Genomic DNA, 26,446 nt, shown 5'->3' on the forward strand with positions numbered 1-26,446 from the left:
CATTCCGTATGTGCCTCTGGGGCTGCTGGCCTCGTTGGGCGCGATCCTGGCCTATTACTGGAAGTCCGCCTGCCGGTTCGGCGGGGCGTGGAACTCCGGGATCGATCAGTACACGAACTTCTGCTACACCGACATCTATCCGCTCTGGTTCGCCCGCGGCCTGAATGAAGGAAAGATCCCTTACATTCAGGGAGACGTCGAATATCCCGTCGGAATCGGCGGGATCATGGAGCTGGTGCGCCGCCTGTCGTTCGGCGACGCGGTCCGCTTCTACGACCTCACCGTGATCATCATGGGCGCCTGCCTGGTGGTCGGCGTCCTGTGCATGGCCGCGCTGGCCGGGCCCACCCGCAAGTGGGACGCCCTCTGGTACGCCCTGGCGCCGGCGGTCATCCTGTCGGCGTACATCAACTGGGACCTGGCCGCCGGAGCGCTCGCGCTCGGCGGGCTGCTCGCCTGGGCCCGCGACCGCCACTACCTCGCCGGGGCGCTGCTGGCCCTGGCGGTGGCGACCAAGTTCTACCCGCTGATGTTCCTCGGGGCGCTGTTCCTGCTGACCGTGCGCACCGCCAAGTGGGCGCCGTTCCTGAAGATGCTGGGCGCGGCGGTCGGCGTGTGGCTGCTGGCCAACGGGCCGATCATGCTGGCCAGCTTCGACGGCTGGAAGCGCTTCTACACCTTCAGCAGCGAGCGCGGCGTCGACTGGGGCGGCCTGTGGTTCTTCTTCCAGAAGTACCAATGGGGCGTGCTGGCCGACGGCGAGCACCTGAACCTGATGGCGATGATCGCGGTGGGCGTGCTCCTGCTCGGCATCGCGATCCTCACCCTCGCGGCCCCCACCCGGCCCCGGCTGATGCAGATCTGCTTCCTGGCGCTGGCCGCGTTCATGGTGACGAACAAGGTCTGGTCGCCCCAGTACGTGTTGTGGCTGATGCCCTTCGCGGTGCTCGCCCGGCCGAAGTGGCCCTCGCTCGCGGTGTGGCAGGTCACCGAGGTCTGGTACTTCTTCGCCATCTGGCTCTACTTCGTCGGCATGGACCCCAACCACTCCGCGCAGGGCATCGGCGACGGGCCCTACTTCCTGGCCGTCTGGGCGCGGGCGCTGGCGGTCATCGCGCTGATGGTGCTGGTCGTGCTCGACATCCTGATGCCCGACCGCGACGTGGTCAGGGTCGCCGGGATCGACGACCAGGCGGGCGGGGTGTTCGACAGGGCGCCTGACCGGTTCGTGCTCTTCCGCCGGGCCACCACGACCGAAGCGAGCTGAGATGCGATACGCCGCCCCGGTGTGGCTGCTGACCCGTGTCCTGCTCTTCCTGGCCGCGATGCAGATCATTCCGGTGGGCTTCCCGATGTCGTTCGAGAACGACATCCGGCTCTACTCCGACTGGTCCGACGTCCTGCTCACCGGGCAGTTCCCGGACAACGACGAGAAGTGGCAGTATCCGCCGTTCGCGGCCATCCCGATGCTGGCGCCGCACCTGCTGCCGTTCTTCGACTACCTGGTGTCGTTCTTCCTCATCGCGATCCTGTGCGACCTGGGGATCCTGCTGCTGATCTGGCGGTTCTGCCGGCGTACCGGCGGCGGTGAAGGAGCGGTCTGGGCGTGGGTGGTCGGGCCGGTCCTGCTGGGGCCGCTGCTGATCGCCCGCTACGACCTGATGGTGGCGATCTTCGCGGTGGCGGCGCTGACGGCGTCCACCGACCCGGCGGTCCGGGGCGCGCTGATCGGCATCGGGTTCTCGATCAAGGTGTGGCCGATCGCGCTGCTGGCCGGGCTGCGCCGCTGGCGTGAGCTGCTCACCGGGAGCGCCTCCGCGGCAGCCGCCACCGTGATCGCCTGCGGCGCGACCGCGCTGGTCATGCCCAACGCGCTCGACTTCCTGACCGCCCAGCAGGAACGCGGCCTCCAGGTGGAGTCGATGGCGGCGACGCCGTTCGTGCTGCTGCGCGCCCTGGGCCTGTGGGACGGCTTCTCCACCTACCAGCACGGCGCGATGGAGCTCGCCGGCACCGGCGTCGACACCGCCATCAGGATCGCCGTGCTGGCCACCCCGGTCGCGGCCGTGCTGCTGGTGGTGTGGTGGTTGCGGGCCCATCCGACCGAGGCCACGTTCTACGACGCGGCGCTGACGACCGTGCTGCTGCTCGTGGTGACCAGCCGGGTGCTCTCACCCCAGTACATGATCTGGCTCATCGGCCTGGCCGCCGTGGTGTTCTCGGTGCCGAAGTCGAGCCAGAAGCCGGTCGCGTGGTTACTGCTGGCGGCCACGCTGCTGACGGGGATCGCCTATCCGTGGGTCGAGGAACACTACTCGTGGAAGGGCGAACTGCCCGGCACCCTCGTGTTGAGCGCCCGCAACCTGCTGCTGCTTATGGCCGCGGTGTTGTCGTTCAGGAGATTGTGGACGAGCACACGGCGCCCCCCGGCCGAAGACGACGCGGGGGAGCGGGAACTGCACACCGTACCCACTTCTTGAGCCCGGGAATCCGCAGACTTTATCCACAGGCTGTGGATTAAAGGTTCTTCCTGAGGAAGGCGATGTCGTCGGCCTGGCCCTCGCCCGGCGTCTCCACCACGATCGGGGCGCCCGCCTGACGGCAGATCTCCAGGATGAGCTCCGGATCGATCTGCCCGTGGCCCAGGTTGGCGTGGCGGTCGGCGCCCGAGTCGAACGCGTCACGCGAGTCGTTGCAGTGCACCAGGTCGATGCGGCCGGTGATCGCCATGACCCGGTCGACGATGCCCTCCAGGTTCTCACCGGCGGCGTGGGCGTGGCAGGTGTCGAGGCAGAACCCGATCTTCTCGGGCTCGCGGGCCTTCGCGGTCACCGCGTCCCACAGACGGGCGATCGTGTCGAGGTGGCGGGTCATGGCGTTGTCGCCCCCGGCCGTGTTCTCGATCAGGACGGGGATCGGGCAGTCCATCCGCTCAAACACCTTGGCCCAGTTGTCGAACCCCTTCTGCGGGTCCTCCCCCTTGTTCAGGTGGCCGCCGTGCACGATCAGCCCGGTCGCGCCGAGCTCGGCGGCGGCCTTGAGCTGGCCCTCCAGCAGCTTGCGGCTGGGGATGCGGATGCGGTTGTTCGTCGTGGCGACGTTGACCAGATAGGGCGCGTGGACGAAGACCTGCACGTCGGACTCGCGGATCGCGTCGGCGCTCGCCGGCATGACCGGGCCCTTGAACCCCTGCGGATCACCGAGGAAGAACTGCACCACCTCGGCCTCACGGGCGGCGGCGTGGGCCAGCGGGTCGTCCTGGTCGACATGAGCTCCGATTCGCACCATGAGACGAGCCTAAGCGAGCCGCGATCGGCCGGAGGCCGATCGCGGCTCGCGCCTGGAATCTGCCCAGAAACAGGCGCTTTCCGATTGCGTTTCGAAGGTGATCGTCCGGGCAGTCGCGATGGCGGTTGACGCGCCCTGCGTCTCGCGCGTCACGACAAAAGGAGACGACATGCGCTACCGGGTCGGGAGTTTCATCCTGCTGATCTACATCCTGGTCGGCATTTACGTGGCGTGGGTCTACGACTACCTCACGCCCGGCATTCTTCGTGACATCGCCGAGGCACTTCTTTCGATCTTCCTGTGGTTCCTGGTCCTGCTCGGCGTCGACCTGCATATCGGTAAATGACGTTCATGAAAAAGGCCGCAGACGTGCTGCGGCCTTTTTTCTTTGGACGTCTAGACGAATCCGCCGTGGGCGATGCCCAGCCCGGCGCCGACGAACGACCCCACGATGCCCATGATGTTGAACACCCGCTGGGGCGTGGTCACCGAGATGAACTGGGAGAACAGCCCAGTAAAGAAGCCGACCGCGCCCAGCCACGACGCGGGCACGTGGAGGACCACGATGAACCCGAAGATGAAGGCGAGGACGCCGATCGTGAACACCGCAAGACACAGGGTGTTCTGCAGCCGATGGGGTCGGCCGTCGGTGTTGAGCGTGAGTTTTCGCGGCTGGCTCGCGATGGGATCCAAGATGTGTGGCATAAGCGCCACCCCCTTCTCCTGCCTTCCACCGTTGATTCCCGGACCGGACCGGACACAACCGCGGCCCTGGTAGCCTTGACAGGCTGCGTCTGCTAAGGACGCGCGTCCTCCTGTCACGGCAAGGCGTCGTGGCCGCAGAGTCCAGAGGAGGTTGGATTCCGCATGCGTCGATACGAGATGATGGTCATCCTCGACCCGTCCCTCGATGAGCGCACCGTGCAGCCCTCACTCGACCAGTTCCTCGCCGTCGTCCGCAACGACGGTGGCACCGTGGAGAAGGTCGAAGTCTGGGGCCGTCGCCGGCTGTCCTACGACATCGACAAGAAGTCCGAGGGCATCTACGCCGTCGTCGACCTCTCTGCCGAGCCGGCCACGGTCAAGGAGCTGGACCGTCAGCTCAACCTGAACGAGGGCATTCTTCGTACGAAGGTGCTGCGTCCCGAACTTCACTGACGTTTTGTCGGAGCCTGGCTTTACGCTGGGCGACTAATACGTCGGCGGGATACGAAAGGCTACGACCGATGGCAGCAGGCGACACCACAATCACCATCGTCGGCAACCTTGTCGACGACCCCGAGCTCCGCTTCACGCCCACGGGGCAGGCGGTGGCCCGGTTCCGCATCGCGTCCACTCCGCGGTTCCTCGACAAGCAGACCAACGAGTGGAAAGACGGCGAGGGCCTGTTCCTCACCTGCAACGTCTGGCGTCAGGCGGCGGAGAACGTCGCCGAGAGCCTCCAGCGCGGCATGCGGGTGATCGTGCAGGGCCGGCTGCGCCAGCGGTCGTACGAAACCAAGGAAGGCGAGAAGCGCACCGTCTACGAGGTCGAGGTCGACGAGGTCGGCCCCTCGCTGCGCAACGCCACCGCCAAGGTCAACAAGACCGCCCGCCAGGGTGGCGGAGGCGGCGGCGGCTTCGGCGGCCCCGCCAACGACCCGTGGGCGACCGCGTCCCCGGCCCCGTCGGGAGGCGGCGGTTTCCAGGGCGGCGGCAACAGCGGTGGCGGCGGCTACGGCGGCGGCCCGCAGGGCGGCGGCTTCGGCGGCGACTTCAGCGACGAACCGCCTTTCTAAATCCATATACAAACACCGAGCGACCATTCCCGCCTCGCGCGGGGCTCTGAAAGGAGCACCACGATGGCCAAGCCGGCACTGCGCAAGCCCAAGAAGAAGGTTTGCCTGTTCTGCCACGACAAGATTTCCTACGTCGACTACAAGGACACGGGCCTGCTGCGGAAGTTCATCTCCGACCGCGGCAAGATCCGCGCCCGCCGGGTGACGGGCAACTGCACCCAGCACCAGCGCGACGTCGCCACCGCGATCAAGAACGCTCGCGAGATGGCGCTGCTGCCCTACACCTCCACCGCGCGCTAAGAAAGGAGCCTTGGGAAAATGAAGCTCATTCTGACCACTGAGGTCTCCGGCCTCGGCGCCCCTGGCGACATCGTCGAGGTCAAGAACGGCTACGGCCGCAACTACCTCATCCCGCGCCAGTACGCGATCCTGTGGACGCGCGGCGCCGAGACCCAGATCGCCTCGATCAAGAAGGCGCGCGACGCCCGCGAGATCCGCGACCTGGGCACCGCCAAGGAGGTCGCCGGCCAGCTCGGCGCCCTGAAGGTCAAGCTGAAGACCAAGGCCGGCGCTTCGGGCCGCCTCTTCGGCTCGATCACCACGGGCGACATCGCCGACGCCGTCAAGGCGGCCGGCGGCCCGACCCTCGACCGCCGTCGCATCGTCATCGACAACGCGATCAAGACCACCGGCACCCACCGGGTCAGCGTCAAGCTGCACCCCGAGGTCGCCGCCGCGGTCGACATCGAGGTCCTGGCTGGCTAGTCCGGCCGCACGAAGCCCCCTCCGGCCCAGGCCGGAGGGGGCTTCGTCGTGTCTCCGCCCGGCCGAGCAGCGCCGGAGTGGTGGTCTCATGCTGGCGGTCGGGTGGAGGGCCTGACCGGGGTGCGCAGGCGGGGAGGACCCTCAGCGCCTGGGCGACGGTCTTCGGGCCCGCCGACGGGGGTCAGCGGGCGCGTGATCTTGGCAGACTTGGCCCTGTCACCAGCCACTTGGAGCCGTATGCCCGGGTGCCCAGCGTGATCAACCGGGCCGCCATCCAGACGCCGATGGCCAGCCACAACCCGGCCAGGCTGCCCGCCGTCAGCGCGAAGGGCAGGAAGGCGATCGTGGTCGCCACCGCCGCCCAGGCCAGGTATCGCTGATCACCGGCGCCGATCAGCACCCCGTCCAGGACGAACACCACCCCCGCCGGCGGCTGCAGGACGGCCGCGATCCAGATGATCGAGGCGAGCGCGGCGGTGACGGAGGGGTCGGCGTCGAACAGGGCGGGCACGAGCGGCCCGGCGGCCAGCAGCGCCAGGCCGAGGACCGCGCCCGAGCCGATGCCCCACAACGTCATCCGCCAGGTCGCCCGCCGGGCCGCCGTCAGCGCGCCCGCGCCGAGCTGACGGCCGATGATGGCCTGCCCGGCGATCGCGATGGCGTCCAGGGCGTAGGCGAGCAGGGTCCAGATCTGGAACATGATCCCGTGGGCGGCCACCTGGGCGGTGCCCATGCGCGCCGCCATCACGGTTGCCACGACGAGCACGACGCGCAGGCACAACGTGCGGATGAGGATGGCGATCCCGGCCAGGCCCGAGGCCTTGATGCCGCAGAGGTCGGGCCGGAGCGACGCGCCCTCCCTGCGGGCGCCCCGCACCACCATGACCAGGTAGGTCACCGCCATGAGCGTCTGCGCGGCGGCGGTGCCGGAGGCCGAACCGGCCAGCCCCCAGTCGAGCCCCAGGACGAACCAGGCGTTCAGCGCCGCGTTGAGCGCGAATCCCCCGACGGAGACGACCAGGGGAGTCAGGGTGTCCTGGAGTCCGCGCAGCACCCCCGTACCGGCGAGGACCAGCAGCATCCCCGGAGCGCCGAGCAGGCTGACGCGCAGGTAGGTCACCGCGTCGCCGACGATTCCCGGTTCGGCCCCCACGAGGCCGACCAGCCAGGGCGCCAGCGGCCAGCAGACCACGACGACGGCCAGCCCGAGTGCCGCCGCCAGCCACAGGCCGTCCATCCCGCCCTGGACGGCCTCCCGCCGCGCTCCCGCCCCGATCCGCCGGGCGACGGCGGCGGTGGTTCCATAGGCGAGGAACACGCACAGGTTGACGATCGTCGCCAGAATCGTGCCCGCGACACTGAGCGCGCCGAGCGCCCCGGTGCCGAGCCGCCCGACGATGGCGTAGTCGGCGAGCAGGAAGAGGGGTTCGGCGACGAGCGCCGCGAACGCGGGGACGGCGAGCCGGAGGATCTCGCGATCGTCGGGGGACATGGAAGTCATTCTGCCGGGGCCAAAAAAACTTCTATCCACAGGGGGTGGATAACATCTCCGCAGCTCACAGGGTTATCCACAAGCGTGTGGAAAGGTTATACACAGGCTAATCCCCAAGCTGCCCACACCCTGGAGGCCTTCGTCCACAGGTTGTCCACAGAGTTATCCACAGGCCTGCGTTGCTGATGGCGTGAGGTGGCGGGAAACTGTCGGAGGCGTCATCTACAACTGGGGGTGGGTGCGAGCGAGGGGGAGGGCCAAGTGAGCGTCGTCGACTTCTCCGGAGGGCCTTCCGAACCGTCCTTCGAACGCACCCCGCCGCACAACATCGAGGCCGAGCAGTCCGTCCTCGGCGGCATGATCCTCTCCAAGGACGCCATCGCCGACGTCGTCGAAGTCCTCCGTGCCGACGACTTCTACCGCCCGGCCCACCAGATCATCTACGAGATCATCACCGACCTCTACGGCCGCGGCGAACCCGCCGACGCCGTCACGGTCTTCAACGACCTGCAGCGACGCGGCGAGGTCGGCCGCGTGGGCGGCGGCGCCTACCTTCACACCCTGACCGCCGTCGTCCCCACCGCCGCCAACGCGGGCTACTACGCGAAGATCGTGCGCGAACAGGCGGTGCTCCGCCGCCTGATCGAGGCTGGCACCCGCATCGTCTCCTACGGCTACGGCGGCCAGAACGAAGAGGTCGACGACCTGGTCGACCGCGCCCAGGCCGAGATCTACAAGGTCACCGAGCGCCGCACGTCCGAAGACTATCTGCCGCTCTCCGAGATCATGCCGGGCGCCCTCGACGAGATCGAGGCCATCGGCAGCCGGGGCGGCCAGATGGTCGGCGTCCCCACGGGCTTCCAGGACCTCGACGCCCTGACCAACGGCCTCCACCCGGGCCAGATGATCGTCGTCGCCGCCCGTCCGGCCATCGGCAAGGCCCTGGCCCTCGACACCCCCCTCCCCACTCCGACCGGCTGGACCACCATGGGCGAGGTCGCCGTGGGAGACCAGTTGATCGGCGCCGACGGCAAGCCGACCACGGTGGTGGCCGCGACCGAGATCCTCGTGGACCGGCCGTGCTACGAGGTCGAGTTCAGCGACGGCACGGTCATCGTCGCCGATGCGCACCACCAGTGGCTGACCAGAACCCGCCGCGACCGGCGCAACGGCCTGCCGGGGTCTGTGGTGACGACCGAGCAGATCGTCGAGACCCTCCGCCACCCGGCGGCCGACCGGCGGCTCAACCACGCGGTGCCGGTCGCCTCGGGAGCGGTTCTTCCCGAGGTTGAGCTGCCGGTGCCGCCCTACACGCTGGGGGTCTGGCTGGGCGACGGCAGCAGCGCCTCGGCCCAGTACACCAGCGCCGACCCCGAGATCGCCCGGCACATCGAGGCCGAGGGCCTGCGTGTGGTCCGGGCCGGAGATTCGTTGCGCTACCGCATCCAGTTCCCCGAGGCCGAGCCCGTCGAGGCCCGGAACTGCGTGGTGTGCGGTGATTCGTTCGTGCCCCGCACGTCGCAGGTGCGCACCTGCGGCCAATCCTGTGGGGGGCGGGTCCGGTTCCTGTCGGCTCCCGTTCCCGAGCCGACCTGTCCCGACTGCGGCAAGCCGTCGACCGGGTTGCGCCAGTGCCAGGCGTGCCGTGACCATCACGGCACCCTGCAGGCGGTGCTGCGCAGCATCGGCGTGCTCAACGACAAGCACATCCCGGCCGTCTACCTGCGGGCGTCCGAGGACCAACGCCGGGCGTTGCTGGCCGGGCTGCTCGACACCGACGGTTATGTCAACAAGACCGGAACCGTCCAGCTCGCGCTGACCAACCGCCGGCTGGCCGAAGGCGCCTGGGAACTGGTGCTCAGCCTCGGCTACAAGGCGACCTGGACCGAGAAGCCGGTGCCGGGCCGCAGCGTGGAGTCGTCGACCAGCTACATCATCACCTTCACGCCCGCCGACCGCGTGTTCCGGCTCGACCGCAAGGCCGTCCGTCAGACCCTTCGCGACCACCCGTCGACGCGGTTGCGATACATCACCGATGTCCGGCCGGTGACCAGTGTGCCCGTGAGGTGTGTGGAGGTCGACAACGACGACCATCTCTACCTCGCCGGTCGCACCTGGATCCCCACCCACAACTCGACCCTGGGCCTCGACTTCGCCCGATCTGCGGCGATCAAGCACAACATGACCACGGCGATCTTCTCCCTGGAAATGTCGCGCAACGAGATCACCATGCGTCTGCTCTCGGCCGAGGCCAGGGTCGCCCTCCACGCCATGCGCTCCGGCATGATGAACGACGACGACTGGACCCGCATGGCCCGCCGCATGGGCGAGGTCGCGCAGGCGCCCCTGTTCATCGACGACTCCCCCAACATGTCGATGATGGAGATCCGGGCCAAGTGCCGGCGGCTCAAGCAGCGCAACGACCTCAAGTTCGTGATCGTCGACTACCTCCAGCTGATGAGCTCCCCGAAGAAGACCGAGAGCCGCCAGCAGGAAGTGTCGGAGCTGTCACGTGCGCTGAAGCTGCTGGCGAAGGAGCTGGAGGTCCCGGTCATCGCGATCTCCCAGCTCAACCGTGGTCCCGAGCAGCGAACCGACAAGCGGCCTCAGGTCAGCGACCTTCGCGAGTCGGGCTGTCTCACCGCGGCGAGCCGGATCCTGCGTGCCGACAACGGCCAAGAGATCAGTCTCGGAGAGCTGATCGAGTCGGGGGCCCAGGACATCCCCGTATGGTCGCTCGACGACCGGCTCAAGCTCGTGCCGCGCACCATGACCCATGTCTTCAGCAGCGGCGTCAAGCCGGTGTTCCGCGTTCGGATGACCTCGGGCCGGGAGATCGAGGCAACCGCCAATCATCCCTTCCTCACCTACGACGGCTGGCACGCCCTGGAGACGCTGTCTCCCGGAACGAGAGTCTCGGTGCTCCGGCATGTGCCGCCCCCGCTGGAACTCAAGGCGCTCGACACGGACGAAGTGGTCCTGCTCGCCCACATGATCGGTGATGGTTCGTTCGTCAAGGGGCAGCCGATCCGCTACGCGTCCAAAGACGAGGCCAACCTGGCTGCGGTGACCGAGGCGGCGGCCCGCCGTTTCGGCATCACCGCCGTTCGCGACGAGCATGAGGCGGCTCGGTGCACGAGCCTCCGTCTTCCGGCGCCCTTCCACCTGACCCATGGCAGGCGGAATCCCATCGCGGCATGGCTCGACCAGCTCAATCTGTTCGGTCTGCGCAGCCATGAGAATTTCGTCCCTGATCCGTTGTTCGCCGCGCCGAAGGAGCAGCTCGCCCTGTTCCTCAGACACCTGTGGGCCACCGACGGATGTGTCTGGTGGGACCGGAAGGCCGGGCAGGCGCGGATCTACTACGCCTCCACCAGCCGCAGGCTGATCGACGACGTGGCTCGGTTGTTGCTGCGGTTCAACGTGATGACCAGGATCAAGAGCCACCAGAAGCAGGGACACCGGCCCGGCTACCAGCTTGTGATCTACGGCGCGGAGAACCAGCTCCGGTTCCTCGAGGACATCGGCGTTCATGGTGAACGCCAGGCTCAGGTCCATCGGTGCATGACCGAGTTGCGGCCCAAGATCGGCAACACCAACCTCGACACGGTTCCCGTGGGGGTGTGGGACCGGGTTCGCGACATTCTCGCCGAGCGGCGGATCACTCACCGTGAGTTCGCGTTCGCCACGGGGAGTTCCTCCAACGGAAGCGCTATGTGGCGGGCGGCGCCGAGCCGTGAACGGCTCGGCCGCATCGCGACCGTCCTCGACGACGCCGATCTGGAGATCCTCGCGACCAACGACGTCTTCTGGGATGAGATCGCGAGCATTGAGCCGCTCGGGGAACAGCCCGTCTACGATGCGACTGTGCTCGGCACGCACAACTTCGTCGCCAACGGCATCAACCTGCACAACTCGATCGAGCAGGATGCCGACATGGTCATCCTGCTCCACCGCGAAGACGCCTACGAGCGCGAGTCCCCCCGCGCCGGTGAGGCCGACCTGATCGTGGCCAAGCACCGAAACGGCCCCACCGCGACGGTCACCGTCGCCTTCCAGGGCCACTACTCGCGCTTCGTCGACATGGCCAGCCACTGACCCGTCGTCACAGGGGTCAGGACCTTGCTCCGGTCATCCCCTGGATGTGATTGATCTCGACGTACCAGCCGTACTTGTCGCCCGGCTCGGAGCAACTGACCCCGCTGGAGCTGACGATGCCCTGAGCATGGCCGTCGGCGGTGTAGACGGGGCCGCCGGAGTCGCCGCGATCGGTGCAGGCCGTGTGGCGGGTCAGATTACTATCCGCGAACGACCGGCTGACCGCCATTCGAAAGGCCCGTCGTCTCGGCCTGCTCAGAGAACCACCCGATAGTGGGTGACCAGGTGCTCCCCGTCGTACACGTGCAGCGCGAACCCCGGCGGCTGCTCCGTCGAGACGGGCGGCCCCGATTCGCTCTCGTAAGGCGTCAGCCCCGTGCTGACCACCCCCGGCCCCACCAGCAGCGGCAGCCCGGCGAACGTCGTGGCGGCCGCCGTGTGGGCGTGGCCCGACAGCACCGCCACCACGTTGGAGTGGCGCTCCAGCACCTCGGCCAGTTCGCCCGGGTTCCGCAGCCCGATCCCGTCCACGTAAGGGATGTGCAGCGGCGACGCCTGGTGGTGCATCCCGACGAACGCCTGGCCGGGCGCGGTCGAGAGGGTCTCGTCGAGCCAGGCCAGGGTCGAGGGCTCCAACCGGCCCTCGGCGCGGCCGGGGATGCTCGAGTCGACCAGGACGATGCTGACCGATCCCACCCGCAGCACCTGGTTGACCGGGTCGGAGCCGGAGGAGCCGAGCAGCACCTCGCGGAACGGTTCACGGGAGTCGTGGTTGCCGGGGCAGATGAGCGTCGGGTGCCTGGTCGTCAGGGTCTTGCGGGCGATCTCGTATTCGGCGGGCGCGCCGTTGTCGGCCACGTCGCCGGTCACGATCACGGCGTCGACGGCGAGGCCGTCGATGTGGCGCATGACCCGTTCGGCGCGTTCGGTGGCGCGGGGGCCTCCGTCGATGTGGGGGTCGCTGACGTGGGCCACGACGATCATCTGAACCTCCTAGGCGAGCCGTTCGACGAGGATACGCGCCCGGGCCAGTTGTACCTTGCGGGCCTCGGAGGCGGCGTACCTGATGATCAGAGGGGGCGCCGTCAGGTTGAGGACGTCGTCCACGCGGGTGCCGGTTCCTTCGGCGCTGAGGTCGAATCGGTACGCCATCCGCACCCCGCCCGGGCTCTTCACGTCTCCCCACACGGCGCTGTCATCGGTGAAGAGCTCGACCGCGATGGGGTTGTCCCACTTGATGAACCCGAGGAACCTGAACCGCTCGGTGGCGGTGTATCGGACGACGCCGGGAGTCGACCTGTCCACGTCCTTGACGGCGACCACGATCGGGGAGAGCCCGATGTAGTTCTCCGGGGTCGTCAGGTGGTCGAGGACCACCTTCGGTTCGACGCCGATGTGGAACGTGTTCCGCAACACCTGGTCCGGCACGCTGGGCCTCCGGGGTAGAACGTGATCTTATCTCGCGAATTGTGTCATCACCCGGCGGGTGTGATCGTCGGCGGGAAAGAACGATTCGATGGCCAACTCGGCCACGGTCACGTCAAGGGGCGTGCCGAAGGTCGCCATGATGCTGAAGAAGCGCAGTTCGCCCGCCTCGTGGCGGAGCCGCATCGGGACGAAGATGTCGCCCGGCCCCGGGAACTCGATCTCCGGTTCGGGCTGGTCGCAGGGGTAGTCGCGGAGCTCCTCGTACAGGGAGGTGAGCTCGGGGTCGGCGGTGAAGGCGATCTGGCGGCGCAGGCGGGAGAGCAGGTGGGCCCGCCATTCGCCGTGGTTGACGATGCGCGGGGCCAGGCCCTCCGGGTGGAGGGAGGCGCGGAGCACGTTGGCGGTCAGGTCGGGGTCGATGCCGTCGGCGAGGAGGGCGAGGCCGGCGTTGGCGTCGACGAGGTTCCAGCGCTGGTCGACGACGACCGCCGGGTAGGGCTCGTGGCCGGTGAGGACCTGCCGGATGGCCGCCTGTATGGCGGCCATCCGGGGGTTGGAGAGGGAGGTCTCGCCGTAGACCGGGGCGAAACCGGCCGACAGCAGCAGCCGGTTGCGTTCCCGGAGCGGCAGGTCGAGGCAGTCGGCGATGCGCAGGATCATTTCGCGGCTGGGACGGGCCCGGCCGGTCTCCAGGAAGCTGATGTGCCGGGTGGAGATGTCGGCGGCGACGGACAGGTCGAGCTGGCTGAGCCGGCGGTTCTCCCGCCATCCGCGGAGCAGGGGGCCGACTGAGGTCATCGTCACGTCTCCGAACTTAGGCACTGGCAGGTCATGTGGGCGATTACCCGGCGGGTAATCACGACCAGCGGAAGAACCGGACGGCCGTGACCGCGCCGACCACGCCCCACGCGGCCATCACGACGAGGTGCCGCCACTCCGTGCCGCCCGTGGCCAGCAGGTCGATCATCGCGGCGCCGAAGGCCCCGGACGGCGTGAACTCGGAGATGGTCCGCAACACGCCGGGCATCAGAGCCTGGGGCACCCACATGCCGGCGAAGAAGAGCGAGGGGAAGAAGACCGCCATGCCGAGGCCCTGGACGAGCCGTGAGGTGGGCGCGAGCGCGGCCAGCAGCAGCCCGATGGCGAACGTCGACACCATGCCCAGCAGGAGGGTGCCGGTGAAGGCGAGGGGGGCCTGGGGGAACGGGACGTCGTACACGAGATGGGCCAGGACGAGGATGAGCACGGTGGTCAGCACCGTCATGACGACGTTGAGCACCAGTTGCACGCCGAGGACGGTGCCGGGGTTGACCGGCGTGGTCGACATCCGCTTCAGGATGCCGCGCTCCCGGTAGGTGACCAGCACGGTCGGGAGCAGCGAGAACGCGCAGGTCAGGACCGACAGGATGATCATCACTCCGGGGAGGTGGGTGTCGATCGGCCGTAGCCCGCCGAGTTCGGGGTCGGGCTTCTGGAAGTCGGGGATCGTGCCGCCGAGGATCAGCGTCAGGGCGATGGGGAGGCCGACGGCGAAGAAGATCACGGCGGGCTCGCGCAGGTAGAGCTTGGTCTCGACCGAGGTCAGGCGGCGGACCTGGGGGGTGGTGATGGCCATGTCGGGCAGAGCTCCTTGGGTCGTGGGGGTGGTCATTCGCCGGTGAGGGCGAGGAAGGCGTCGTCCATCGAGCTGGTCTCGGTCTTGAGGTTGCTGATCGCCGATTCGGGCAGGGCCGTGACGACCGCGCGGAGCACGTTCTGGTCCCCGGTCACGGTCACCTGGCCGCCCTCGACGGTCACCGAGTGCACCTCGGGCAGCGACTTGAGGCTCTCCACCGGCATCGTTGACCGGAAGGTGATGCGCTGCACGCCGCCCGTCCGCGAGATCAGGCCCGCCGGGGTGTCGACGGCGAGGACGGTGCCCGCGGCGATGACCGCGACCCGGTCGCAGAGCCGCTCGATCTCTTCCATGAAGTGGCTGACCAGCAGCACGGTCACCCCGCGCTCCCGGATCCGGCTGATCAGGTCCCAGGTCTCGCGCCGGGCCTGCGGGTCGAGGCCGGTGGTGAGCTCGTCCAGGATCGCGATCCTGGGGTTGCCCACGAGGGCGAGCGCGATCGACAGGCGCTGCCGCTGGCCGCCCGACAACTTGGCGAAGCCGACCTTGGGGTCCAGCCCGACCTCGTCGAGCAGTTCGCTCACCGAGGCGGGGTTGGCGTAGAAGGAGGCGTACAGGTCGAGGGCCTCGCCGACGCGGAGCTTGTCGGGCATGGCGCTCTCCTGGAGCTGCACCCCGACCTGCTGCTTGAGGTCGGCCGCGACGTGGATGGTGCCGCCGTCGGGCTTGCGCAGGCCCGCCACGCATTCGACGGTCGTGGTCTTGCCGGCGCCGTTGCGGCCGACGATCCCGTAGATCTCGCCCTCTTCCACGGAGAACGAGACGTCCTTGACGGCGATCTTGTCGCCGTACTGCTTGCGCAGGTTCTGAACCGTGATGATTGCCATGCCGAGAACGCTAGAAATCCGCGAGCTCCGAGGTAATGCATCTGGTGACCCAGCCGGGGTGGAGGAAACCCCACCCCCCTCAGGCGGCTTCGTGCACTCCCCTCGGAAGCCGCCCGCGGTCACACTGGGACGCATGAAGCAGGTCAGGTCGCTCGGTTACGGGCTCGCCATCTCCGCGCTGGTGGCCGTCCAGATCCCGGTCGCGCTGGTGGCGATCCTGGGTGTGCTGGTGTCGACGGTGGCCGGCATGGTGTTCCTGCTGGAGCCGTCGGTACGGCTGATCCGCTTCATGGCCGGCATCGACCGGAACCTGATCCGCCGCTGGGTGGGGGTGGACATCCCCACCCCCTACCGCCCCCGGCCGCCCGCGCTGGTGCGGGCCCGCGACGGCTACTACCACCACAAGGGCAAGCGCTACCGTACGGCGGCCTCGCCGCACATCGACCGGATGCTGGCCTGGGTGATCACCGATCCGGCGACCTGGCGCGAGCTGGTGTGGATCATCCTCGACCCGTGGACCCGGTCGGTGTTGGCCTTCGGCCCGACGTTCCTCATCGGCCTGGGCATCTGGCTGACCTTCGCGGAGGGCCTGTACTGGGGCCTGGCCCTCTCCGTGGCCGCCTTCTTCCTCGCGCCCGCGGCACTGAAGAACTACGCGCTGTACGCCCTGGCCCTGCTCGGCCCCACGGCCAACACCCAGCTCGTCGGGCAGGTCAACAGACTCAACCAGGTCAGGGCCGATCAGCTCGACCTCCAGGCCGCCGAGCTCCGCAGGATCGAACGCGACCTCCACGACGGCGCCCAGGCCCGCATGGTGGCCGTCGGCATGACGATCGGCGCGGCCGAACAACTGCTCGACCATGATCCGGCCGCCGCGAAGGCGTTGCTGGTGAAGGCCAGGGAGTCGTCGGCGACCGCCCTTCAGGAGCTCCGGCAGCTCGTCAGGGGCATCCATCCGCCCGTACTTGCGGAACGGGGTCTCGGCGACGCGATCCGGGCGCTCGCGCTCGACAGCCCGCTGAAGGTGAAGGTCCACGCCGACCTCCTTGAACGGCCGGAGTCGCCGGTCGAGTCGGCGGTGTACTTCGCCGTCAGCGAGTTGCTGGCCAACGCGTCGCGGTACGCGTCCAAGGTGACCATCGACATCAGCCGGCGTGGCCGGGTGCTGCGGGTGACCGTGTCCGACGACGGGCCGGGCGGGGCGAAGGCCGTACCGGGAGGGGGACTGGCCGGCATCGAGCGGCGGCTGGCGGCGTTCGACGGGGTGCTGGCCGTGTCGAGCCCGCCCGGCGGCGGCACCACGGCGACCATCGAGGTGCTCGACGCGCTGCCCGGCGACGCGGACGTCGAACCGGTGAACGCGCTGCCGAAGGGCTGGCGGGGCCTGCTCTACGCGCTCTGCTGGAGCCTGTGCTGGTTGCCGCTGTTCCCGCAGGGTCTGGTGTCGACGTTCATGCTGATCTTCCAGCCGGAGGAGCGGTCGTGGTTCCTGGCCCTGCACATGCCGCCGCCGTTCCAGTGGCCCACGGTCGCGTTCATGATCGCGCTCGGCGCCACGATGCTGGCCACCGGTATCCGGCTGAACCCGACGGCGGGTAAGAACCCGGGCGTATGCTGACCGATCATGAGGGTCGTACTCGCCGAAGACCTCCACCTGCTGCGCGAGGGCCTCGTCCACCTGCTCCGCGCCCATGAGTTCGACGTGGTCGCCGCCGTGGAATCGGGCCCCGAACTGCTGAAGGCCCTGGTCGGCCACCGTCCCGACGTCGCCGTCGTCGATGTACGGCTCCCGCCCACCTTCACCGACGAAGGTCTTCAGGCCGCTCTGGCCGCCCGCAAACAGGTCCCCGGCCTGCCGGTGCTGGTGCTCTCGCAGCACGTCCAGCAGCTCTACGCCCGCGAACTGCTCGCCGACGGCACCGGCGGCATCGGCTACCTGCTGAAAGACCGCGTCTTCAACACCGAGCAGTTCATCGACGCGGTGCGCAGGGTGGCCGGAGGCGGCACCGCGATGGACCCCGACGTGATCGCCAAGCTCATGGTCAGCAACGCCCGCAACGAGCCGATCGCCCGCCTGACCCCCCGCGAACGCGAGGTCCTGGAGCTGATGGCCGAAGGCCGGTCGAACGCCGCGATCGGCCAGCGCCTGTTCCTGAGCGAGAGCGCCGTGGGCAAACACACGGCCAGCATCTTCGGCAAACTCGACCTGGCCCCGAGTGATGACGACAATCGGCGGGTATTGGCGGTTCTGGCATACCTCAATGGGCGATGAAGCGAGATGCGAACGGCGGAAGGCCGGGCGTATCTCGCGCTCGGAATCTGCCCGAATGACACGGCGTCGGATTTTGTCGGTAGTGATGGGTAGCGTGTCGTCACTGCCAGTGGTGAGGTCGGAGGTCAACGGTGAAAGTCCAGGTCAACCGCGATGTGCTGGCTGAGGCCGTGGGCTGGTGCGCCCGCATCCTGCCGACTCGTCCGGCGCTGCCGGTGTTGACGGGCCTGCTCCTCGACGCCTCCGGCGACCTGCGCATCTCCGCTTTCGACTACGACGTGTCGGCCAGGGCCGACGTCGACGCCGCGGTCGCCGAGCCGGGGCAGGTGCTGCTGCCCGGCCGGGTGCTGGCCGAGATCGTCCGCAGCCTGCCCGGCGAGGTCGTCGACATCACCACCAGCGGCAACGAAGCGGTGCTGACCTGCGGCAGCGCCGAGTTCGGGCTGCTGACCATGCCGGCCGACGACTTCCCGACCCTGCCGCCGATGCCTCCGAAGGTCGGCGCGGTCGGGGGCGCCCTGTTCGCCTCGGCGGTGGCTCAGGTCGCGGTGGCCGCCAGCCGTGACAACACGCTGCCGATGCTGACCGCGATCCGCGTCGACACCGACGGCGTCAACATGACGATGGCGGCGACCGACCGCTACCGCATCGCCGCCCGCGACTTCCTGTGGCATCCCGAAGGCGAGGCGACCACCCACGGCGCGATGATCCCGGCCAAGGTCCTGGTCGACGTCGCCAAGTCGCTGCGTGTCGGTGAAGTGAGCGTGTGCCTGGGCGGCAACGTCGCCGGCTTCGAAAGCGCGGGCAAGTCGACGACGGTCCGGCTTCTCGACGACCAGTTCATCGACTACCGCTCACGGCTGAGCGGCGACTGGGGCATCAGGGCCACGGTCGACGTCCAGCCGTTCCTTGAGGCGATCCGCCGGGTGGCCCTGGTCTCCGGGGCCCATTCGGCCGTACGTCTGTCGTTCTCCCAGGGCCAGGTGCTGATCCAGGCCGCGGGCGACGAGATCGGCCGAGGCGCCGAGGTGATGGGGGCCGACCTCGACGGCGACGACATCCTCATCGCCTTCCAGCCCCACTTCCTGCTCGAAGGGCTGGCCGGGGTCGAGACCGAGCAGGCGGTCATCCACCTCGACTCGCCCACCCGCCCGGCGCTGATCTCCGACGCGGGTGACGACCCGGCCTTCCGCTACCTCGTGATGTCGCTGCGGATCAACTAGTCGAGCTCGCCCGTCTCGGTGAGGGCGATCAGGATGTGCTCCATGCAGGCGTGGCCGGCGTGCTCGGCCGCTGTGGCGTCGCCCGAGGCGATCGCCCGGAGAATGCCGTCGTGGGGGATGTAGTTCTGCTCCAGCGAGCCGCCGGCCGCCGCGATGCTCGTGCGCAGCGCCGCCGAGAAGTCGACGTAGAGGTCGATCAGCACCCGGTTGTGGGTGGCCTGCACGACCGCGACGTGGAAGGCCAGGTCGGCCTCGACGAACGCGTCGACGTCGCCCGACGCCCAGGCCTGCTCGCGCCGGGTCAGCGCCGCCTGGATGTTGACGATGTCGCTGTCGCTCCGCCGGGTCGCCGCCAGCCGGGCCGCCTCGACCTCGAGCGCCCGCCTGACTTCCAGGATCTCCAGCTGTTCGGCCGCCCGGAGCCGCCGCGCCATCGCGCCGGACAACTCGCTGACGGCCCTGACGTAGGTGCCGTCGCCCTGACGGCAGTCGAGCAGCCCCGCATGGGTAAGCGCCCGCACGGCTTCACGAACCGTGTTACGCCCCACGCCGAGCTGCTCGGCCAATACGGTCTCGGTCGGGATCTTGGCGTTCAGCTTCCACGACCCCGAAGTGATCTGCTCCTTGAGCTGATCGATCACCTGGTCCACGAGAGACGCCCGCTGCGCCGTACGCAGACTCACAACAGTCCGCCTCCTAAGGGGAAACCAGTCATCCCATGAGTCAATGACTGGTCGACCCTAATTATTCCAGAGCTTCCGGCACAAATCCGGTGCTTGTCTTGAGGCAGATTCGTGAGCGCGAGACGCGGCCGGACGCCGGCCGCCCGCGTCTCGCACCGGGCCTACCGCGTGAGCACCGCCGGCGTGACGACCCCCGGCATGTTCGCGTGGACGCCCACCGCTTCGAGCGCCTTACGATACGCCTTCGACTGATCTTCACGGGAACCGGCCTGGCCCCACAGGTCACCCAGCTCACGCCAGGTGCGGGCCGCCTCGCGGTCGGGCGCGGGCCCGGTCGCGGAGAGTAGCTCCTGCGCCTTGCGCAGCTCAGCGGTCGCGCTTTGGGACCGTGCCAAATGGACTTCCGCGAGCACGAGGTAGGCCGTCGCCGGAATCGTGCCCCGAATGCCGACCAGCTGGTCGAGCGCGCGGTTGGCCAGTTCGGCGGCGCCTTCGGTGTCGCCGGAGCGCAGCCGTACCGAGGACATCACGATCAGGCTGCGGGCGTGGTCGAGGTGTTCGGCCGGGAACGCGCCCAGCACCGAACCGGCGGACGCCGCGAGGGCGTTGGCGCGGTCCAGATCGGCGTCTTCGGGGTGGGTGGCTGTGATCTTCGCCCAGGTCATCGCGATGCGGGCCATGCGGACCGCCATGCGCGACGGCCGTCCGGCCGCGATCGCGTCCTCCGCGAGCTGCACCGCGAGCGCCGAGTCCTCCCCTTCTGCGGCGGTCACGCTGGCCTGCCAGAGCGCGAGGATCTCGGTCGTTCGGTCTTCGACCTGCGGCAGCCCATTGGCCACAAGGACGCGGTCGACGAACGGAAGTCCGGTCTCGGTCTCGGCGAGCGCCGCGGCGAGCTCCACGGCGAGTTCGCCCTGGGTCACCCCGAGCGCCTCGACGCGGCTCAGCGCGTGTGCACCCAGGTCGCGGGCGCGGGCGAGGTCGCCGGCCCGGTGGTAACACCGGCAGAGGGCGACAGTGAGGGGCAGCGCGGCCAGGCGCTCGGGGTGGGCGCCGGCCTCCCGCCGCAGTCGTTCGTATGCTTCGACGGCCCGGCCGATGCGGCCCTGCGCCTCAAGGGCGCGGGCACGGCCGAGACGGGCGTGGGCGGCGAGCATGGCGTTGTCCTCGCCGGCCGCCTTGACGATGTCGCTGAATCGGTCGGCCGCCATGGCCGGGTCGCCGTGGTGCAGCTCGAGTTCGGCGTGCCGGAGGCCAAGCTCGGTGTCGATCCGCTGACGCGGCTCTATTCCGTGAAGGAGGAACTCCGTCGTGCAGCCGAGTCGCTCGGCGAGAAGGCGGGCGACGACGGGGGTCGGCGTTCGCTTCCCGGATTCGATGAGAGAGACGTAGCTGTCGGACAGATCGGGCCCAGCGAGCTGGGCCTGGGACATGCGCCTGCTCAGTCGCAGCGCTCGGACGCGGTCGCCTATGGTTCCCTGACTCGGCATCTGTTCTCTCAGGGCAGGGGATTGGTCAATGGTCCCGCCATGATGGCACGAAGCTGTCGAATCGGGTAACCCTCCCGTCAAGAATCCCGAGGGCGAACTATGTTCGCGCCTCGGGAATCCTCCCTGGAAAGCGGCATTTCGGACGTTAGTCGTCCGAGTCGTCCTTGTTCGGGAAGATCATCTGGCAGACCTCGAGGTAAAGGGTCTCGGGGTACGGAATGTAAGGGACAGTCCGCAACGCCTGGTCTTGACCGGCCGATTCCATGACGAATTCCCCGTAGCCCAGAATCCTGCCCATGAGGTCGCGCTGGAAGCTCATGTCGGTGACCTTGCCGAGGGGCATCATCGCCACCTTGCGGGTGATCAGCCCGGTGGCCAGCATCATGCGCTGGGAGGTGACGACGAAGTAGTCGACCGACCACTCCGCCACCTTCCACACGAATCGGATCAGCAGCAGGAGCCAGGCCCACCAGATGATGACGAGGGCCTGGCCGCCGCTTGCGGGGCCGAGCCACTGGCTGGCGAGCCCGGCGATGATCAGGCCGCCGAAGATCTCGGCGACCGGTCGGAGCAACACGGCCGGATGGCGGCGAACCATGATGACCTGGTGCTCGTGGGGAAGTAAGTAGCGGTTGACGGAGGACGGGGCGGAGTCCCCGTGGGTGACTAGTCTCATGACAGTCGCGCGAAGAATTGGGCGACTGAGTTGGCGCCGTTGACGACCCCGGTGACCGCGCCGGTCACGGTGTCGGCGGCGTCATGCGGCCGCGACAACAGGTAGAAAGCCACCAGAGCAACAGCTCCCCACTTGAGAATCTTCTTGACCTGCACTGCGGTCACCACTCCCACTGAGTCATAGATTACCCAGGCACCTGGTTCGGTAAAGCGCATAAAGCCGGAACTACCGGCCTCGCTATGACTCCGTCGCGGTAGCGAGAACCTGGAGGTGCCGGCGCGCGATGCGCTCCACCAGCCCGGGATAGGCGTGACCCGTCACTTCCACGGCCCCATGGTGGGCGGCCTGAATACAGCGCGTGACAGTAGAGGCCGGGTGAATTCCGGCGAACTCGTCACGGAGCACGGCCTCGACCTGCTCATACTGACTCATGGCTCTCCCTGGTGCGCGCCCCACGTAACACCGAGTGACGCTAAAGAGACGTCGTCACTACTGTACGTACCCGAGCAGTCACCAAGTGTAACTAATCAGGCGACACCGTAGAGCCGGTCTCCGGCGTCGCCGAGGCCGGGGAGGATGTAGCCCTGGTCGTTGAGCCGCTCGTCGAGACCCGCGGTGACGAGCTTGATGGGGTGGCCGGAGTCCTTGAAGACCGAGTCGAGGTGGGCGATGCCCTCAGGGGCCGCCAGGAGACAGAGCGCGGTCACGTCGACGGCGCCGCGGGAGAAGAGGAACTGGATCGCGGCGGCCAGGGTGCCGCCGGTCGCGAGCATCGGGTCGAGCACGAAGCACTGCCGGCCCGACAGGTCGTCGGGCAGCCGGGTGGCGTAGGTGGAGGCCTCAAGGGTCTTCTCGTTGCGGATCATCCCGAGGAAGCCGACCTCGGCCGTGGGGAGCAGCCGCATCATCCCGTCGAGCATGCCGAGGCCCGCCCGCAGGATCGGCACTACCAAAGGTGTGGGACGAGACAGCCGGACGCCCTGGGTGGGAGTGAGGGGCGTCTCCACGGTCACCTCGGTGACGCGCACGTCCCGCGTCGCCTCGTACGCGAGGAGGGTCACCAGTTCGTCGGCCAGCCGCCGGAAGGTCGGCGAGTCGGTCCGCACGTCACGAAGGGTCGTGAGCTTGTGCGAAACGAGCGGGTGGTCAACGACATGGGTCTCCATGGGACAAAAGGTACCGTGAAGCGGAACAGACATCCGAACCCGCCCGGCGGTTTTGATCACAATTTGCGCGACAACCGGACGGGGGTGTCGCGCGTCTGAAACCATTACGGCCGTGATGACAAGCGAGGCGCGGGCGACCGAAGGCCGACCACGGCCCGCGCTCGTGAATCTGCCGCAAGTGACGTCCGTGGAGATCAGATGACAGACGAAGACGTACTTGACTTCGCCATCGTGGTCTACCGCGAAGACGACCACTGGGAGGCCGAAATGCTCCCGGTGGCGCTCACCTCCGACCTCCGGGGCCTGCTCCAGGCGCTCCGCCAGCAGCCGAGCAACGCCGGAACGATTGGCCTGGTCGCCGTGGGGGATGACTTCTTCGTGGCATTACGGGTCTTCGGCGAGCGGGTGAGTGTCTTCCTGTCAGACATCACCGCGTCGTGGGAGTGGCCGCTGGCGCGGCAGGTGCTCGACTTCATCGACGTCCCGGTCCCCGAGGAGGAGGAGCTCGACAGCGTGTTGCCCGCGGGCGACCTGTCGGTCTTCGCCGACCTCGGCCTCGACGAGATGGAGCTGGGCGCCCTGTCGGGCGACCGCGACCTCTACCCCGACGAGGTGTTGTTCAGCATCGCCGCCCGACTCGGATTCCGCGACCCCTTCGAACGCGCCGTAGACGCCATCATCGGCTGAAACCTCGGGACCTCGCCATGCCCACGCGAACCAATCTCTTCGCCGCCGCTTTCCTGCGCACCAACGGCCGATGGTCGGGGGCCGAGGTCGACCTGTCCGAAGCCGAGATCGCCGACGACGTCGGCGACGCCGTCGGTGAGGCCCTCGGCCTGTCCGGCGACGAGCTCGTGCTGCTCTGCGTCGAGGTCGAAGACGAGTGGTTCGCCCTCGTGCGCTACGAGGGCGACCTCGACCCCCGGGTGTTCCTGTCCGACGCCCAGGCCGGGGCGACCGACCCGCTCGGCGAGCTGTTCGCCGAGCTGGCCGGCATCGCGGTCGACAAGGAGACGCCCGACCTCGGGGTCCGCCCCGGCGGCGACTTCGAGCTGCTGACCGACTTCGGGCTGCGCGCCGAGGAGCTGCTGGAGCTCAGCGTCGAGGAGGGCATGCTGCCCGCCGACGTCCTGTCGGTCGTCGCCGAGCGCCTCGCGTTCGGCGACGAGCTCGACCGGCTCAGGTGATCTTTCCTGTACGACCAGGTGATGGGCCTGGCCCTCGCCGAGGCCCTGGAGGCGTCCCGGCGGGGTGAGGTGCCCGTGGGCGCCGTCGTCGTCTCCGGCGACCGGGTGCTGGCGCGGGCCTCGAACGCGCGGGAGTCCTCCGGCGATCCCACGGCGCACGCCGAGATCCTGGCGCTGCGCGCCGCGGCGGCGGCCCTGGGGGAATGGCGGTTGTCGGGGTGCACCCTCGTGGTGACGCTGGAGCCCTGCACGATGTGCGCGGGGGCCGCCGTGCTCTCCCGGGTCGACCGGATCGTCTACGGGGCCGTCGACGAGAAGGGCGGGGCGGTCGGGTCGTTGTGGGACGTGGTGCGCGACCGGCGGCTCAACCATCGGCCGGAGGTGGTCATGGGCGTACGCGAAGAAGAATGTTCTGCACTGCTTTCGGCGTTCTTCGCCGCGAGGCGCGAGCAGTGACCATTCTCCGGTAAGCTGCTCTGCGGTGGTGTCTCCTAGTGGCCGATGGAGCGCGCCTCGAAAGCGCGTGTAGGGCAACCTACCGTGGGTTCAAATCCCACCACCACCGCCACGCATACGAAGACCCGGTGTGATCATCACACCGGGTCTTTTCGTTTTCCGTCTCAGAGCTCGAGCACGCGCGCGTGCAGCACCGACCGCTGGTGGAGCGCCGCCCGCAGGGCCCGGTGGAGCCCGTCTTCCAGGTAGAGCTCGCCCTCCCACTGCACGACGTGCGGGAAGAGGTCACCGTAGAAGGTGGAGTCCTTGGCCAGCAGCGAGTGCAGGTCGAGGTTGGCCTTGGTGGTGATGAGCGCGTCGAGTCTGACCTGGCGGGGCGGAATCTGCGCCCATTCGCGATGTCCGAGACCGTGCTCGGGGTAAGGGCGTTCGTCGCCGACCAACTTAAAGATCACGCTATGTAGTTTATGAGACGAAGGTGGCCCGGGTCAGATCGACCCTGAGAACGTGTCACATCGTGCGGGATCCCCTGATTTATAGCCATTCGTGAACCACGTCACCCGCTGCTCCGAGGTGCCGTGGGTGAACGCGTCGGGGTTCACCTGGCCGCCGCTCTTCCGCTGGATGGAGTCGTCGCCGACCGCCGCGGCGGCGTCGAGCGCCTCCTGGATGTCGGCGTCGGTGAAGGGCTTGGCGAAGAAGCCGGTGTCGACGGCGTTCTTGGCCCAGACCCCCGCGTAACAGTCGGCCTGGAGCTCCACCCTGACCGAACCGCTGTCGGCGCCCTCGCCGCCGCTCTGTTCGAGGGTGCCGGTGAGATTCTGGACGTGGTGGCCGTACTCGTGGGCGATCACGTACGACTGGGCGAACGGGGTGTTCGCCGCGCCGAGCTGGGATTCGAGCTGGTTGAAGAAGCTCAGGTCGAGATAGACGTAGCGGTCGGCCGGGCAGTAGAAGGGCCCGACGGCCGAGTCGGCCGCCCCGCACCCGGTCTGCACGCCCTGCTCGAAGAGCGCCGTCTTGGCGTTCTGGTAGCCGTCGACCTTCGTGGCCCAGTAGTCCTGCAGGCTGTTGACGACACCGACGACCCGGCACTGCTCGTCCTGGTCGGCGTCCGCGCCGGTCTTGCACTTCTCACCGAGGTCACTTGACGGCTGGACGCCGGGGTTCTCCGCGCCTCCCCCGCCGGTGATGTCACCGGGGTTGATGCCGAAGATGAGGGCGACGATCAACGCGATGATGCCGGCCGCGCCACCGCCGACCGCAAGCCCGCCACCGGGGATCCCGCCCCGGCCACGGTTCTCGACCTGAGACGAGTCGAGTTGCGCTTGGTCATCGAAATCCATGGGCGCGCTACTGCCCTTCTGATGAGCGATCATGCGGGGATGACCTCATTGGAAGAGGCCGGGCGGCTGGCCGAACTCGTGGCCGACCTGGACCGGCTGCTGAGCGCCGCCCTCATCCACGGCTGGGGCGGAGGGCCACGGGGGAACCGGGCGGTGAAGTAAGCCGCGTGGCTCGTTGCCCGGCGGGGTGGCGCGGCCGGTTGGCGCCGGTTACGGGGGTGAGCCGGGGCGGTGGGCGGTGCTGACCAGGCGGAGCCGTAACGGAAAAAGAAAGAAGGGGCGGGTCGGCTGTGCGACCTGCCCCTTCTGGTGGCGGAGGATAGGGGATTTGAACCCCTGATCGGTCTCCCGAAACACGATTTCCAATCGTGCGCCCTAGGCCAACTAGGCGAATCCTCCGCCGAGAAGTTTACATGACTTGGCGCATGCGCCGTCCTTCCGTTCGGAGGGCCGGGCGCAGGTGGTTCGGGTGGCGGCTAGACTGTCCTCGGACCCCTCGCGCGGCGTCATCCTGTGAACCTCCCCAGGGCCGGAAGGCAGCAAGGATAAGCGGGCTCTGGCGGGTGTGCGGGGGGTTCTTTGCTTCCGGTTCTGCT

The 26,446-nt window shown here is 68.4% G+C and carries 32 protein-coding genes, 2 tRNA genes and 1 other RNA gene; 17 read left to right on the forward strand and 18 right to left on the reverse strand.

Features of this window, described 5'->3' with window-relative positions:
• Positions 1–10 precede the first annotated feature (10 nt).
• Both QSK34_RS14030 and QSK34_RS14035 read left to right on the forward strand, forming a co-directional pair.
• Positions 11–1,267, forward strand: a complete 1,257-nt coding sequence (locus QSK34_RS14030) for a glycosyltransferase family 87 protein (RefSeq protein ID WP_285584109.1) — start codon at positions 11–13, stop codon at positions 1,265–1,267.
• A gap of 1 nt (position 1,268) precedes the next feature.
• Complete coding sequence (locus QSK34_RS14035) at positions 1,269–2,480, forward strand: glycosyltransferase family 87 protein (RefSeq protein ID WP_285584111.1); 1,212 nt, start codon at positions 1,269–1,271, stop codon at positions 2,478–2,480.
• 37 nt (positions 2,481–2,517) lie between these two features.
• Here QSK34_RS14035 and QSK34_RS14040 read toward each other — a convergent pair whose 3' ends face one another.
• Positions 2,518–3,288 (reverse strand): deoxyribonuclease IV, encoded by a 771-nt coding sequence (locus QSK34_RS14040; protein WP_285584113.1) that lies wholly within the window; start codon positions 3,286–3,288, stop codon positions 2,518–2,520.
• 97 nt (positions 3,289–3,385) lie between these two features.
• Here QSK34_RS14040 and QSK34_RS14045 point away from each other — a divergent pair, with 97 nt between their 5' ends.
• Complete coding sequence (locus QSK34_RS14045) at positions 3,386–3,634, forward strand: hypothetical protein (RefSeq protein WP_062340939.1); 249 nt, start codon at positions 3,386–3,388, stop codon at positions 3,632–3,634.
• Between the two features lie 50 nt (positions 3,635–3,684).
• On the opposite strand, the gene QSK34_RS14050 is transcribed toward QSK34_RS14045, so the two are convergent.
• Positions 3,685–3,981 carry a hypothetical protein gene (locus tag QSK34_RS14050; protein WP_285584118.1) on the reverse strand — a complete coding sequence of 99 codons (297 nt, stop codon included), beginning with the start codon at positions 3,979–3,981 and terminating at the stop codon, positions 3,685–3,687.
• A 174-nt stretch (positions 3,982–4,155) separates the two neighbouring features.
• Between QSK34_RS14050 and rpsF the strand changes: the two genes are divergently transcribed.
• The 4 genes from rpsF to rplI all read left to right on the forward strand — a co-directional run bounded on the left by rpsF (position 4,156) and on the right by rplI (position 5,831).
• Complete coding sequence (gene rpsF / locus QSK34_RS14055; protein ID WP_030452633.1) at positions 4,156–4,446, forward strand: 30S ribosomal protein S6; 291 nt, start codon at positions 4,156–4,158, stop codon at positions 4,444–4,446.
• A gap of 68 nt (positions 4,447–4,514) precedes the next feature.
• Positions 4,515–5,066 (forward strand): single-stranded DNA-binding protein, encoded by a 552-nt coding sequence (locus tag QSK34_RS14060; RefSeq protein ID WP_285584121.1) that lies wholly within the window; start codon positions 4,515–4,517, stop codon positions 5,064–5,066.
• Between the two features lie 63 nt (positions 5,067–5,129).
• Positions 5,130–5,366 (forward strand): 30S ribosomal protein S18, encoded by a 237-nt coding sequence (gene rpsR / locus QSK34_RS14065; RefSeq protein WP_030452635.1) that lies wholly within the window; start codon positions 5,130–5,132, stop codon positions 5,364–5,366.
• 18 nt (positions 5,367–5,384) lie between these two features.
• Positions 5,385–5,831, forward strand: coding sequence for a 50S ribosomal protein L9 (rplI, locus tag QSK34_RS14070; protein WP_161480697.1), 447 nt, complete (start codon positions 5,385–5,387; stop codon positions 5,829–5,831).
• A gap of 181 nt (positions 5,832–6,012) precedes the next feature.
• Here the strand turns inward: rplI and QSK34_RS14075 are convergent, their stop codons facing one another.
• On the reverse strand, positions 6,013–7,323 hold the full coding sequence (locus QSK34_RS14075) for an MATE family efflux transporter (protein WP_285584124.1): 1,311 nt from the start codon (positions 7,321–7,323) through the stop codon (positions 6,013–6,015).
• 261 nt (positions 7,324–7,584) lie between these two features.
• On the opposite strand from QSK34_RS14075, the gene QSK34_RS14080 reads away from it, so the two are divergent.
• On the forward strand, positions 7,585–11,421 hold the full coding sequence (locus tag QSK34_RS14080; RefSeq protein ID WP_285584126.1) for a replicative DNA helicase: 3,837 nt from the start codon (positions 7,585–7,587) through the stop codon (positions 11,419–11,421).
• 16 nt (positions 11,422–11,437) lie between these two features.
• Here QSK34_RS14080 and QSK34_RS14085 read toward each other — a convergent pair whose 3' ends face one another.
• The 6 genes from QSK34_RS14085 to QSK34_RS14110 are packed head-to-tail and all read right to left on the reverse strand — an operon-like array spanning position 11,438 to position 15,351.
• Positions 11,438–11,650 (reverse strand): trypsin-like serine protease, encoded by a 213-nt coding sequence (locus tag QSK34_RS14085; RefSeq protein ID WP_285584128.1) that lies wholly within the window; start codon positions 11,648–11,650, stop codon positions 11,438–11,440.
• Between the two features lie 26 nt (positions 11,651–11,676).
• The gene (locus QSK34_RS14090; protein ID WP_285584130.1) at positions 11,677–12,405 is read right to left on the reverse strand and encodes a metallophosphoesterase; all 729 of its coding nucleotides are present in this window, start codon (positions 12,403–12,405) and stop codon (positions 11,677–11,679) included.
• Positions 12,406–12,414: 9 nt separating this feature from the next.
• Complete coding sequence (locus QSK34_RS14095) at positions 12,415–12,849, reverse strand: SRPBCC family protein (protein ID WP_285584132.1); 435 nt, start codon at positions 12,847–12,849, stop codon at positions 12,415–12,417.
• Positions 12,850–12,876: 27 nt separating this feature from the next.
• Complete coding sequence (locus QSK34_RS14100; protein WP_285585296.1) at positions 12,877–13,647, reverse strand: helix-turn-helix domain-containing protein; 771 nt, start codon at positions 13,645–13,647, stop codon at positions 12,877–12,879.
• Between the two features lie 58 nt (positions 13,648–13,705).
• Positions 13,706–14,464 carry an ABC transporter permease gene (locus tag QSK34_RS14105; protein ID WP_285584134.1) on the reverse strand — a complete coding sequence of 253 codons (759 nt, stop codon included), beginning with the start codon at positions 14,462–14,464 and terminating at the stop codon, positions 13,706–13,708.
• A gap of 32 nt (positions 14,465–14,496) precedes the next feature.
• On the reverse strand, positions 14,497–15,351 hold the full coding sequence (locus tag QSK34_RS14110; protein WP_285584136.1) for an ABC transporter ATP-binding protein: 855 nt from the start codon (positions 15,349–15,351) through the stop codon (positions 14,497–14,499).
• A 133-nt stretch (positions 15,352–15,484) separates the two neighbouring features.
• Between QSK34_RS14110 and QSK34_RS14115 the strand changes: the two genes are divergently transcribed.
• The 3 genes from QSK34_RS14115 (at position 15,485) to dnaN (ending at position 18,846) form a co-directional block, all read left to right on the forward strand.
• Positions 15,485–16,969 (forward strand): sensor histidine kinase, encoded by a 1,485-nt coding sequence (locus QSK34_RS14115; RefSeq protein ID WP_285584138.1) that lies wholly within the window; start codon positions 15,485–15,487, stop codon positions 16,967–16,969.
• Between the two features lie 6 nt (positions 16,970–16,975).
• Entirely contained in the window at positions 16,976–17,623 is a 648-nt protein-coding gene (locus QSK34_RS14120; RefSeq protein WP_161480704.1) for a response regulator, read from the forward strand.
• A gap of 131 nt (positions 17,624–17,754) precedes the next feature.
• Positions 17,755–18,846 (forward strand): DNA polymerase III subunit beta, encoded by a 1,092-nt coding sequence (gene dnaN / locus QSK34_RS14125; RefSeq protein ID WP_161480705.1) that lies wholly within the window; start codon positions 17,755–17,757, stop codon positions 18,844–18,846.
• On the opposite strand, the gene QSK34_RS14130 is transcribed toward dnaN, so the two are convergent.
• The 6 genes from QSK34_RS14130 to upp form a co-directional block, all read right to left on the reverse strand.
• The gene (locus QSK34_RS14130) at positions 18,843–19,529 is read right to left on the reverse strand and encodes a FadR/GntR family transcriptional regulator (RefSeq protein ID WP_030452648.1); all 687 of its coding nucleotides are present in this window, start codon (positions 19,527–19,529) and stop codon (positions 18,843–18,845) included. The genes dnaN and QSK34_RS14130 overlap by 4 nt on opposite strands.
• A gap of 161 nt (positions 19,530–19,690) precedes the next feature.
• Positions 19,691–21,019 (reverse strand): helix-turn-helix domain-containing protein, encoded by a 1,329-nt coding sequence (locus tag QSK34_RS14135; RefSeq protein ID WP_030452649.1) that lies wholly within the window; start codon positions 21,017–21,019, stop codon positions 19,691–19,693.
• 145 nt (positions 21,020–21,164) lie between these two features.
• Complete coding sequence (locus tag QSK34_RS14140; RefSeq protein WP_030452650.1) at positions 21,165–21,695, reverse strand: PH domain-containing protein; 531 nt, start codon at positions 21,693–21,695, stop codon at positions 21,165–21,167.
• Positions 21,692–21,859 (reverse strand): hypothetical protein, encoded by a 168-nt coding sequence (locus QSK34_RS14145; RefSeq protein ID WP_157519910.1) that lies wholly within the window; start codon positions 21,857–21,859, stop codon positions 21,692–21,694. The genes QSK34_RS14140 and QSK34_RS14145 overlap by 4 nt, the downstream gene beginning before the upstream one ends.
• A 73-nt stretch (positions 21,860–21,932) precedes the next feature.
• Positions 21,933–22,127 carry a three-helix bundle dimerization domain-containing protein gene (locus QSK34_RS14150; RefSeq protein WP_030452651.1) on the reverse strand — a complete coding sequence of 65 codons (195 nt, stop codon included), beginning with the start codon at positions 22,125–22,127 and terminating at the stop codon, positions 21,933–21,935.
• A 95-nt stretch (positions 22,128–22,222) separates the two neighbouring features.
• Positions 22,223–22,861: a uracil phosphoribosyltransferase gene (gene upp / locus QSK34_RS14155; RefSeq protein ID WP_285584148.1), complete on the reverse strand. Its 639-nt coding sequence runs from the start codon at positions 22,859–22,861 to the stop codon at positions 22,223–22,225.
• Positions 22,862–23,059: 198 nt separating this feature from the next.
• Between upp and QSK34_RS14160 the strand changes: the two genes are divergently transcribed.
• The 4 genes from QSK34_RS14160 to QSK34_RS14175 all read left to right on the forward strand — a co-directional run bounded on the left by QSK34_RS14160 (position 23,060) and on the right by QSK34_RS14175 (position 24,616).
• Positions 23,060–23,548, forward strand: a complete 489-nt coding sequence (locus QSK34_RS14160; RefSeq protein WP_030452653.1) for a tRNA adenosine deaminase-associated protein — start codon at positions 23,060–23,062, stop codon at positions 23,546–23,548.
• Positions 23,549–23,565: 17 nt separating this feature from the next.
• Positions 23,566–24,048: a tRNA adenosine deaminase-associated protein gene (locus tag QSK34_RS14165; RefSeq protein ID WP_030452654.1), complete on the forward strand. Its 483-nt coding sequence runs from the start codon at positions 23,566–23,568 to the stop codon at positions 24,046–24,048.
• 21 nt (positions 24,049–24,069) lie between these two features.
• Complete coding sequence (gene tadA / locus QSK34_RS14170; protein WP_062346895.1) at positions 24,070–24,504, forward strand: tRNA adenosine(34) deaminase TadA; 435 nt, start codon at positions 24,070–24,072, stop codon at positions 24,502–24,504.
• A gap of 24 nt (positions 24,505–24,528) precedes the next feature.
• Positions 24,529–24,616 (forward strand) — tRNA-Ser (locus tag QSK34_RS14175).
• Between the two features lie 52 nt (positions 24,617–24,668).
• Here QSK34_RS14175 and QSK34_RS14180 read toward each other — a convergent pair.
• Both QSK34_RS14180 and ypfJ read right to left on the reverse strand, forming a co-directional pair.
• Positions 24,669–24,959 (reverse strand): type II toxin-antitoxin system VapB family antitoxin, encoded by a 291-nt coding sequence (locus QSK34_RS14180; RefSeq protein WP_030452656.1) that lies wholly within the window; start codon positions 24,957–24,959, stop codon positions 24,669–24,671.
• 33 nt (positions 24,960–24,992) lie between these two features.
• Complete coding sequence (gene ypfJ, locus QSK34_RS14185) at positions 24,993–25,850, reverse strand: KPN_02809 family neutral zinc metallopeptidase (RefSeq protein WP_285584159.1); 858 nt, start codon at positions 25,848–25,850, stop codon at positions 24,993–24,995.
• A 39-nt stretch (positions 25,851–25,889) separates the two neighbouring features.
• On the opposite strand from ypfJ, the gene QSK34_RS14190 reads away from it, so the two are divergent.
• Positions 25,890–26,012, forward strand: coding sequence for a hypothetical protein (locus QSK34_RS14190; protein ID WP_285584163.1), 123 nt, complete (start codon positions 25,890–25,892; stop codon positions 26,010–26,012).
• Positions 26,013–26,160: 148 nt separating this feature from the next.
• Here the strand turns inward: QSK34_RS14190 and QSK34_RS14195 are convergent.
• Positions 26,161–26,249 (reverse strand) — tRNA-Ser (locus QSK34_RS14195).
• 87 nt (positions 26,250–26,336) lie between these two features.
• Between QSK34_RS14195 and ffs the strand changes: the two genes are divergently transcribed.
• An RNA gene (ffs, locus tag QSK34_RS14200) (signal recognition particle sRNA small type) lies at positions 26,337–26,434 on the forward strand.
• Positions 26,435–26,446: the final 12 nt, after the last annotated feature.

The organism is Herbidospora sp. NBRC 101105, from assembly GCF_030269205.1.
GTDB lineage: Bacteria > Actinomycetota > Actinomycetes > Streptosporangiales > Streptosporangiaceae > Herbidospora > Herbidospora solisilvae.